Raw genomic sequence first — 10,998 nt, forward strand, 5'->3', positions numbered from 1 at the left:
GGTTTTGGGAAAAAAGAAGAGTTTAAGGAAATTTTGGCAATTTTAAGAAAGCAGAATCCTGATAGGATAAGGGTTCTGTGAAATTTGTCGTGTACAGAGTAAAATTTTAGGAACTAAAGATTACTACTGTAATCTTTAGTTCATATATTTAAGACTTAAATTAGTTTAAAAAAATTTCAATTAATTTATGATGGCGTCAGCCTAAATCAAAAATAAGTATTTGAAATAAATAAATTTTAATTCAATCAATATAACCAATTGTATATCTCATGTATAAGGTCATCTCTGTGAAAACAGAGATTGAACTGAAGGTTATGCTTCTTATCATTAACTATATTAGTTCAAACTCGATCGGATATTGCTCTATTTTAAAGAAGCCAATATCATCCCATTTTCTTGAAAGGACCAAGCTCTAATTGTATCGCCATTACTACCATTACCAACAATTACAGCTAAAGGGTTTGGTAACGAACTAATATTATTTCGTGAAAATTCACGAAAGCTTTTTATATCTTGTGAGGACAAATTAGGGGTTAACTCAGCATGTGTATGCCAGTATCCTACTAAAACCAACCCTTGATTTTGATACTCAATAGCTTCTTGCTTACACCTATTGGCATCTAGTTCCAACCATGTTGGACCAGATCGATCAGCATTATGTGGAGGTGTAGCTACTGCAAGCCATAAACCATCCGACATACTTGTATCAATAAATAATTGCCCACCTTTCTCATCTTCTTTTAATTTTTGTTGGAGCAAAGAATATGTCTCTTACTTTTGTGGACACTTTCAATTCAACATTAAGCATCTTCTATCGCCATTCCCAGGCTAGATCATAGTTCATTAGTACACTACACCCTTGGCCACTCTCTGGAAATGACAATTTGCTTACAACCTTCAGGTACATTCGGTCCAACGTACATACCATTTAATTCACGTATCTTTTCAATATCACCTATACTAGTAACCCATGTCTCAGATTCTACTTTTCCAGTAAGTACATCAAATACCGATTGAGCTGTTATTGCCGCTATTGTATTAATTCCAATAGGACCACCAGGGATAAACGCTTCTCCACAACCAGGAAGTGGGATGACCCCATTATCCTTCCATTCTGAATGTCGGTGTAAAAAGCTTCCATGCTCATCGAATAAGTAGCGTCCATCAGCAATACTATTTGGTCTAGTTATCAGCACATGCCCTATAATTGCATGAGGCTCAGCCCAAGCTTGGATTAAAGCCCACTTAGGTTGCCTAACTTCATGCAATAACCATATAAACTCTTCTGAATTCCAATCAGCAGTTGTAATTACCACCACATCCATTTCATCAAGCATGCCAATATTCTTAATACATTCATACTGAATATATTGCGGAATTGATCTAATATAGATATTAGACAAATCTTTTTGGATTCGCTCTTTTAATGCTTGGGTTTTATATTTACCTAAATCATCTACCCCTAAAATATGTCTTCCTAAATTTGCACTTTCAAATATATCAGAATCAACAATGGTGATGTTAGTAATACCTGCCCTCACTAGATGCATAACGACCGAACCACCTAAAGAACCTGCACCAATCACTGCTATTTTTTTATTTGCTATATCATTATTTGATAGTTCTATGGTAAGCGTCCGCTGAGCCCCACTTTTTCTAACTCATTAATACCGCGATAGTGTCCACTAAATTTTAAGTGGACACCTATTTATGGATTTAAAGACAGTTATAGACAGCACACCAACGCTAAAAAAGCCTCGTCGAACCTTCACGGCTGAATTTAAACATCAACTTATTCAGCAATGCCAGCAGCCAGATACATCAGTGGCCAAGGTCGCAATGCAACATCAGATCAATGCCAATCTGTTGCATAAATGGATTCGTCAATCCAGATCAATACCCCCTGCATTAACAACCCCATCTAGTCCACAGACTGACTTTCTTCCGGTCATGCTTCACCCGACTCCAGCCAAACAAGACGCACCTCCGCTATCTGTGCCGGAGAAAAATACTGTCGCTCATATCAGAATTCCACTGCATCAGAAACAATGTTCTGCAAGAGATCAGGTGATCGAAATCGAATGGCCAGTGGAATCGGCCAAGGAGTTGCTGCTTTTACTTCAGGGCTTGATCAAATGATCTGTATCGATGAAATCTGGCTCTCTACCCAGCCGATGGACATGCGTGCGGGTATGGATACGGCTATGGCGCAGATCATGAAAGCCTTTGGCTCGATCAAACCGCATTGCGCCTACCTGTTCTGTAATAAACGTGGCCATCGTATGAAAGTACTGGTGCATGATGGATTGGGCATCTGGCTGTGTGCCCGACGGCTGGAACAGGGCAAATTTCACTGGACTCAAGTTCACCAGGGTGAAAGCGTAGCTCTCAGCCCGGAACAGTTACAGGCACTGATCCAGGGTTTGCCCTGGCAGCGCATTGGACGACAGCAGGTGGTCACAATGCTCTAAACCAGGCTCGACCATTCTGCCATCCTCCAAACGTTCTATTTCATTCTTCTCATGACCTCAGGCATACTGCGGTCATGAATACGCTGCCAGATTTAAGCCAACTGACCCATGAACAACTGCTGGAATTCACCCGGCAGTTGGCGATGCAGCATCAACAACTCGCAGAAGATAAACAACAATTAGATGCTCAAGTCCAACATCTGGAAGTATCAAATCAACAATTAGATGCCAAAGTTCAACATCTTGAAGTCACCAATCAGCAATTAGATTCTAAAGTTCAGCATCTTTCTATTCTCAATCAAAAATACGAGCATGAACTGGCGCTGTTTAAACAGCACAAATTCGGTAGTAAAAACGAACATCTCACTGCAAAACAAATCCATCTGTGGGATGAGGCGGTCGAAGAAGATATCGCAGCAGTCGATCTGGAACTGGAGCGGCTGAATGCAGATAAAACTGATGCAGCAACACAGAAAGCTACATTCAACAAACCTAAACGTCGACTGCTACCCGATCATCTACACACCATCCGTATTGAGCATGAACCTGCATCAACCCAATGCAGTTGTGGCTGCCAGTTACGTCGTATCGGCGAAGATATCAGTGAAAAACTGCATTTCAGACCGGCACAGTTCTATAAGGAACAGCATGTACGTGGCAAATGGGTCTGTGATCAGTGTGACACTCTGACTCAGCAAGCGATGCCCGCCTATGTGATTGATAAAGGTATTGCCAGTCCTGAACTGCTCAGCCATGTGCTGGTATCGAAGTATGCCGATCATTTGCCGCTGTACCGTCAACGTCTGATCTATCAGCGGGCGGGAATCGAACTTTCTAGATCAACTTTATCTGACTGGATAGGTCGCTGCGGTGTAGAACTGGACCTCTGGCCAATGCCTTAAAAGAGGTGGTGCTGCAACAGCGGGTGCTGCATGCAGATGAAACACCGGTCACCATCATGCGGATGGGTGAGAATAATAAAAAACCGAAGAAAGGTTATGTCTGGGCCTATGCCACCACACAGTACAATCCAGTTCAGGCGGTGATCTATGACTTTCAGGATAGTCGTTCAGGCCAGCATGCTGCAGAGTTCTTGAAAGGCTGGCAGGGTTATCTAGTCTGTGATGATTACAGTGGTTATAAAGCACGCTTTAAATCAGGCCAGGTCATTGAGGTGGGCTGCATGGCCCATGCACGTCGTAAATTCCATGAACTGCATGTAACTGGGAAAAGTCAGGTCGCTGAACAGGCATTAGTGCTGATTCAGAAACTGTATGCGATAGAAGCAGAACTCAGGAAAAAGACCGATGGTACAGCGGAAGACCGCCGCGAATACCGACAACAGCATAGTCAACCAGTGATGCAACAACTATATGAATGGCTCAACCAACATCATCTGACAGTGCCATCGAGTTCTCCTACCGCCAAGGCTATCAATTACACTCTGAAGCGTTGGCCAGCCTTAAGCCGCTATCTGGATGATGGCAATCTACCGATATGCAACAATTGGGTAGAGAATCAGATGCGTCCCTGGGCGTTGGGACGCAAGAACTGGCTGTTTGCAGGTTCGCTGCGCAGTGGTCAGCGAGCGGCAAACATCATGACTTTAATCCAGTCAGCAAAGCTGAATGGCTTGGATCCGTATGCCTATTTAAGTGATGTGCTGAAAAGGCTGCCGACGCATAAAGCGACCCAAATAGAAGAATTACTGCCACATCGCTGGAAATCCAACTCAAATTAAAAAATAGGCATGGGGTTCAGCGGACGCTTACATATCACTGATATTCGGGACTGTCCAATCTAATCTACAAAGATGAATGAGACTTTGAACAAAGCTATTGACCATACGTAAAGACAGACGGAATAGAAATTTAATCATCAGAAAGCATTGGATAGCAGCATCAGAATAAGTTTGATTGCGACCATGTTTACCTTGTGGCTGCGCATACCATTGCATTTTCGGATCAAACCCAATCGTTAATTTGCCACGATTGATCAAAGCACGATTGTAGGTGGACCAATTGGTTGTACGATAAATTTTAGGTGTAGGCTTATTCATTTTAGAATTATATTGCTGAATAAGCCATTAACGATAGGTTAATGCCACAAAGCCAACCAAATGTAAATATTGCCTCGATTAATTAAGGCACGGTTATATGTAGACCAATTGGTTGTACGAAAGATTTTAGATGTAGGTTTATTCATCTAGGAATTATATTGCGGAATAAGACCTTATCGGTAGGTTTGTGCAACAAAGCCTACTTAGATCATTAGATTCAACTGTTTTTTGATTGCTGTGGACTTAATGCTTTCTCTAGGAAAGTGGTGGCAGTCCAATGTTTACTTAAATTCATTTATGATCTTTTAAAACCAAATATCGCACACTCAACCAGGTCAATACCCATCGTACAACGCTTAATGACGCTTGTTGAGCCATAATTCTAAAATAATCATATTTATTATGTTTCATCACCATCGGAAAAAATTGATGCTCTGTAAGGATTGAAAGCATAGGTTCATCCTCTGCGGTAAAATGCATCAATACTTTTGTTACATTACTTTCATACAGCCAATTTTTTATTAACCACTCATAAGTGTTTGGTTGGTTTTGTTCTAAAATCTCAATTCGCTTTAAAATCTCTTGTGCGGAGTTAAAATCTACTGCACTTAGTGATTCAGGCAATAATGCTAGCTTTCCTTGTACCGAGAATTGATGTCTTCCTATATTTGAACCTCGTTTACCTGATGGAATGTTTGCCATCGTAATTAAAGCTCTCTTCCAGGATTCAATATCTAATCTTGGCTGCCCCTGCCCAGAAACTAGATAACGCTCAACATCTTCGAACTCCTGAAATAACTCATGCTTTATGGATTTTACCGTTAAATTATCTTTTTTTTGTGCATAGATCACCCACTTCTGACATTGTCTCTTTTTGAGTAGATATTTTTCGATCGCATCTCGCAATTCATATTTTGGATGGCCATTCTGTTGTTGAATCTTTTGAAATTGCCTAAATAAATTACTCCGACTCATGACTCGCTTAAAAAATGCAGTATGTAAATTCGGTTGCTGTTGTTGCATGCTATAGGCATAAGTAGCCAGAAATAAGATATGAATATAATGCTTTAATGTTGTTGATTCATGTAAATGTCCAAGTACTCTACTAATTGCCTTAATTCCTTGCCCAACCTGCCCCTCATTGCCTACTAGCGTATTAAATTGTTCATTCGATGGCATCCAATTGTGTAGCCATGGCAGTTCTATCGTGAGCGCTTTAAAATCCATGGCTGTTTGCAAACACTTTAAAGTATACGCACTTGCAAACGTGTGTCTTAAATGATGTAAACTGAGATCAACATCCCCAGTGACTTTCTTTAATATTTGCGATATTTCATTAAAAAAAGGCCTATGTTCACTGTTCTCATCAGATATTAATATCGAATGTTTTCTATTTTTATAAATATCATCTAATCCCTTTTGAATCGCCTGACTTAATAAATTCATTGGAACAACACGCTCTGATCCAAGTGTTTTTAATTGATGCTCACCATAAGGACGAATTCGAAGCATATCCTCATCAATATCTAAGGGCCGCAAATGAAGTGTCTCTGAACGGCGTACACCCATCGCCGCAGATAGACGAAAATGACGTTGAATCTCTAGACGTGAAGCAGCATCATTCACTCCAGATTCTACAGATTGTAATATTTGAACAATCTGCTGTACTTCTTTTTTTGAAAAAACTTTAGCACTTGCTTGATGCACTCTACGCTTATGTAACTTTATACGATCATCATTTAACTGAATTAAAAAATCTCTAAAGCGATTCCACGCAGCGAGATGTTTGCGGTGTGGAAAAAGCTCTTGTGTCAACTCCATCCATTTTTGAAACACATCTTCATCAATCTGGCTATCTTTTGTTAAATCTTCTGAAAATCCCAATATACCTGCACTGACGATCGCCAAATATAGATGAATCATATTTCGATTCTTTAGAGTTAACTCTTCCGCATCACAACGTAAAATCAGCCACTGTACAAAGCACCTTAATAAATTATCTGAGTAGTGATTCGTTTTATTATTGGTAAGATGTTTAAGCCAAATGCTTGATCTAGACTCACCTTTTAGTTGCTGAATCATCCCTAAAATATAAGACAAATGTAGTTGCTCATCATCTATTTCTATCTTACCTTCTACCTCAGTACTATCTAAATTTTTAGTCAATTTTTCATATTCGGATAATCTTAATAATTCATTAATTGAAAGATCTTCCGTTAAAATTTGGCCAGATATATAGCCTGCAATCAAGGGAGTACTATTTAACATCACATTTTGCTGTAAAGCTTTTAACCATTGAGCTAACGATAAATTTGACTCAAGCCCTATTTGTTTTAAATATGTATTAAAACACTTTTGCCAATCCTTTCTTTGTAGATCTTTTGACTTTGCTAAAATCTCTTTTAATCGGGGCTGTAGATATTGTCGGTCTACTAAAATTAAAGTCGAGACATAAGGACTTAACAGTACTGTACGGCGTATCTTCGTCACAGATCTATCATTATTCACTGCCAGCTCAATAAGCCGACTATATCCCATAGCGACTATAGGCTGATCAGAAGCAATAAACTCCAACATCGCGTGTAAATGGCTCACTCTGCACAGTTGTGCATACATGGAGAGTACAACCAGCAAACGTCCTATTTCAACATCACAATTTTGATGTTCAGGTAAATTTTTTAAATCCTTCTGAATAACATCAAGTAAGTTTTGTTCTATATAACACCATGTACTAAAACTATTTTCAGATGTCAGCCATGTACGATGAGCCTTTTGAGGTAGCTGAACGAATAAAGGAATTTTCGCTTCATCGCGAATATAAGCACAATATGCTTTAATCGCTTGAGGCAAATCAATATTTTTATTTTTAGCTAAATTTGAGGCTAATAGATGTCCAAGCTCTAAAGCTACTTGTGGCTCAGGATTTTCCTCAAAAATCAACGGACAATAGGACTCATACTCTGAGTTTTTCAGCCATTCTTTTACATCATTTTCTGAATATTGTATTCTCAGCTTCGTCTCTACTTGAGCTGTTTTAGTCTCTTGGGTTAAAACAAATATTGGAATATGCTTGATTTTTAAAAAATCAAAACCTTCAAGACATTCGAAACCTAATTGTTTTTGCAAGTTTTCTTGTACATCAAGCCACTGTTGTTGAAAAGCTGATACAGGAAATACAGATAACATATCCCATGGATGACGACCCCGTATCCAGTGCCCAAGTCCAGCATCCTTGAACCGTCCAGGTAACTGATTATAATCAGAGCGAACCAACTTCCGTGCCCAATTTCTAACTAAACCTTCAATCTGATGAGGAGCATAAAGTTGCACAGCATAAGATGATAAATCAACACGTGGTTCAACTTGCTCCCCTAGCATTCCCATCAAACCACGTAAACCTTGAATCTGTTTGATCAACGCTTGCGTCAATGGCACATAACGATCGGTTGATTCATCTTGATGATGTTTATCTTGAATCAATGCCCAACCTTGCTGACTGATCCACTTTGGAAAGGGCTGCTTAATTCCTCGTCCTGCAGTTGCAAGATTCATCCATAATGCTGTATACAATGTTAAGTTATCAAAGAGCGTCTGCCAATCTTTCTGTTCGGCAGCATGATTTATTCTCTTTTTTATTCGTGTAATTTCATTTTGTATTTCAATAATCTTTATTCCAATTGGGCTACCCACCCGCTTATTGGAAGAGTATATATATTCAGGAATATTAATTTTTATCGTTCTTAAACAAGCAGCCCAGAGTTGCTCAAGTTGCCTCTGTTCAAAAGAGGCATAATGAATCAAGTTATCATAATTTCGACCTGATGCATTCGTCACTGCTTTAACGACAGCTAAATCACCTTGGCTATGATCATATAACAACCGTGGAAGAATATCTCGAATGCTTTTGAGGCTGATTTCTAGCTCTTTAGGTACACGGTTAATCAGTTCACTCACGTCACGTTCAACTGCCATATGATGTCTTGTAATCCCAAGATTTTTGACTTGACTCACTAAATCATTGAGTTCAATCGGTAAAACCAAATGTAATTCATTGGTCCATGGCACATGAAATTTAGAATCTTCTGGTTTTTTTTTGAGTGTCGGTGTCCCTGCAAACACACTTAATACATATGCAGATAAAGTATGATCATACTTAATAGCAATATTATTCTGATCTGCATTTTGACTAAAACGAGGCGCTGTTAATTCACTTACCGAACGTCCTGTGAGTAAACTTAATATTAAAGCTAATTTTGCGCGTAAAATTAAGCTGGTATCAGTATGAGATGGTTGACAGAGCCTAAACACTTCTTGAATCGAATTTAATGACAATCGCCATTTGATCCAAACTAAACCAACATTTGTAGCTTCAACATGCTGAGAAGTAGACTTAGATGCATAAAACCCTCGAATTAAATCGGATTGTTCTGCCAAAAAAAATGTAAACAAGGGCTCCAATGGTGTTTCATCTTCTTCAATCTCATCATCCTCAAATACATCTGAGACTAGACCACGATGAATTTCATCTACATCCTCTAAAGGTTGAATAGCAATACTTAATGAGCCGTATCGTTGCAAGATCAGTTTTCTATGCTTTAAACCTATACGGTGTAAAAATTCTCGACGTTTTTTTTTATTTTTTTGCCGATTATTTTGCCAGATTTGTGATAAAAATAGCTTTAATGCATAATAAATTTTATTTAATTGTTCATCTTTATTATGAACAGACATTAACTGAATCAGTTGTTTCGGGGAATTTTGAAGCAGTGATGCTTTTACATCTTCTAAAATCTGTGTATTACCAGCATCACCTAATAGCCTAATCGCTAAAAAGGCATTGTACACACGAGATCCTTTTTGGTCTTTCAGCTTTATGCTTCCATCACCCTTTAAATAATTACTATAAAGCTCAAGAGCATGTACCCTGTCTTGAAAATGAAAAATTTGATCTAAAAACCAAATAATTACAGTATCAAAACTCTCATTATTATGATTTTCTCCTGATTTAAGCAAGAGCAAATCACAAATTCCACTGTCTCCAGTAAAGGGGCGCAACGGCGTGGGGTTATGTTTATTTTTATCCGTTGTTTTTGAAAAAAAATGTGAATATTCCTCAGAATACTCTAATGCACTAATGCACTCTAAAGTCTTAAGCTCATCACGAAATTTTGGTAATTCATTATCACCAATCAAGGTGAAAATTCGCTGACAAATGACAACGATACCGGCTAAGCTATAATGTGCACGTAATAAAAATAACGCTCGGAGGAGTTTTTGTTCTTCTATAGGGGTATTCTGGTTTATCCATTCTAGCAGTTGCTTAAAATAAATATTCATAGCCTACTCCTAAGATGATAAATCCATGCTTTCCCAAAGTCTGTTAAGGCTAAAGCAACTTCTGCCGTTGGCGCCAAACGAACAATTTGCTTTTGATATTTTTGATAAAGTTCTTCTAGTTGAGGTAAAAGCACAAAAAAGTCAGCTATGTGAAAATAGGGTTGCACAGATTTTCCAAGCTCTTTTACTTTAATTTTTTCTAATGGAAAAAGCTTTTGGGAGATATAACCTGCTAAAACATTTTCGATTAAAAAAGTACCACTCACCACTGGTGGTGCCCAACCTACCAGTTTTTTTACAAAGGAAATAGGCAGCTTATTTAGATAATGCTGTGTATTTAAAAATAAAATCATTTCTTCTGGATCTAAACGCTTTAGCCGAAGTTGGTCTGCAACCACCATCTTGTCCTGTGCTTTATCCATTTTTCCCCAGTGTCTTCTTTTCACACTGTCCTTTAGAATTTTTACCTTACATAAATCCCTATCGACAGCAAGCAGTAACTTACGATATATCGCGAGCAGTAGTAATGCTTGATTTTTAATTTTTGCTGAAAACTCACTGCTTATTTCCCCGTTGAGCAACATCATTTTCAAAACTAAAGCTGGGCATGGTTTTTTAAACCTACCTTCAGATATTGTTAATGCATCAATGAGCAATGGTGTCATCATTTTTTCCGCACAGGTAAAATATTTTTAGCGTTAAAATAATAGAATAACATAGTCCTAAGTATAAACAAAAAATAAATCAAATAGCTTAAGTAATAATAATCAAGTGTTTGTTTTATTTTATTTATTTAATTTAATTACTAACTTTAATAACATATCAATTCATTGAGGTGGGCTGCATGGCCCATGCACGTCGTAAATTCCATGAACTGCATGTAACTGGGAAAAGTCAGGTCGCTGAACAGGCATTAGTGCTGATTCAGAAACTGTATGCGATAGAAGCAGAACTCAGGAAAAAGACCGATGGTACAGCGGAAGACCGCCGCGAATACCGACAACAGCATAGTCAACCAGTGATGCAACAACTATATGAATGGCTCAACCAACATCATCTGACAGTGCCATCGAGTTCTCCCACCGCCAAGGCCATCAATTACACTCTGAAGCGTTGGCCAGCTTTAAGCCG

General features: G+C 38.6%; 6 protein-coding genes and 3 pseudogenes. 4 read left to right on the top strand and 5 right to left on the bottom strand.

From position 1 onward, the window contains the following. Positions 1–363 precede the first annotated feature (363 nt). Together AC25JC_RS17025 and AC25JC_RS17030 are read right to left on the bottom strand one after the other, a co-directional pair. Complete coding sequence (locus AC25JC_RS17025) at positions 364–759, bottom strand: Mov34/MPN/PAD-1 family protein (protein ID WP_249682187.1); 396 nt, start codon at positions 757–759, stop codon at positions 364–366. Positions 760–851: 92 nt separating this feature from the next. After that, positions 852–1,628: a HesA/MoeB/ThiF family protein gene (locus tag AC25JC_RS17030; protein WP_486924504.1), complete on the bottom strand. Its 777-nt coding sequence runs from the start codon at positions 1,626–1,628 to the stop codon at positions 852–854. Between the two features lie 82 nt (positions 1,629–1,710). On the opposite strand from AC25JC_RS17030, the gene tnpA reads away from it, so the two are divergent. The 3 genes and pseudogenes from tnpA (at position 1,711) to tnpC (ending at position 4,212) form a co-directional block, all read left to right on the top strand. Next, on the top strand, positions 1,711–2,139 hold the full coding sequence (gene tnpA / locus AC25JC_RS17035) for an IS66-like element accessory protein TnpA (RefSeq protein WP_005108355.1): 429 nt from the start codon (positions 1,711–1,713) through the stop codon (positions 2,137–2,139). Next, positions 2,136–2,471 carry an IS66 family insertion sequence element accessory protein TnpB gene (gene tnpB / locus AC25JC_RS17040; protein WP_249682157.1) on the top strand — a complete coding sequence of 112 codons (336 nt, stop codon included), beginning with the start codon at positions 2,136–2,138 and terminating at the stop codon, positions 2,469–2,471. Before tnpA ends, tnpB begins: the two co-directional genes overlap by 4 nt. Positions 2,472–2,545: 74 nt before the next feature. Continuing rightward, a pseudogene (gene tnpC, locus AC25JC_RS17045) lies at positions 2,546–4,212 on the top strand (IS66 family transposase). Between the two features lie 30 nt (positions 4,213–4,242). On the opposite strand, the pseudogene AC25JC_RS17050 reads toward tnpC, so the two are convergent. The 3 genes and pseudogenes from AC25JC_RS17050 to AC25JC_RS17060 all read right to left on the bottom strand — a co-directional run. Then, positions 4,243–4,530 (bottom strand): annotated as a pseudogene (locus tag AC25JC_RS17050) (transposase); the annotation flags it as partial. A gap of 291 nt (positions 4,531–4,821) precedes the next feature. Next, positions 4,822–9,867, bottom strand: a complete 5,046-nt coding sequence (locus tag AC25JC_RS17055) for a tyrosine-type recombinase/integrase (protein WP_486924502.1) — start codon at positions 9,865–9,867, stop codon at positions 4,822–4,824. Further along, positions 9,864–10,535, bottom strand: a complete 672-nt coding sequence (locus tag AC25JC_RS17060; RefSeq protein WP_486924503.1) for a hypothetical protein — start codon at positions 10,533–10,535, stop codon at positions 9,864–9,866. The genes AC25JC_RS17055 and AC25JC_RS17060 overlap by 4 nt, the downstream gene beginning before the upstream one ends. A 155-nt stretch (positions 10,536–10,690) precedes the next feature. Between AC25JC_RS17060 and AC25JC_RS17065 the strand changes: the two are divergent. After that, a pseudogene (locus AC25JC_RS17065) lies at positions 10,691–10,998 on the top strand (IS66 family transposase); the annotation flags it as partial.

The organism is Acinetobacter sp. P37 (genome assembly GCF_057480965.1).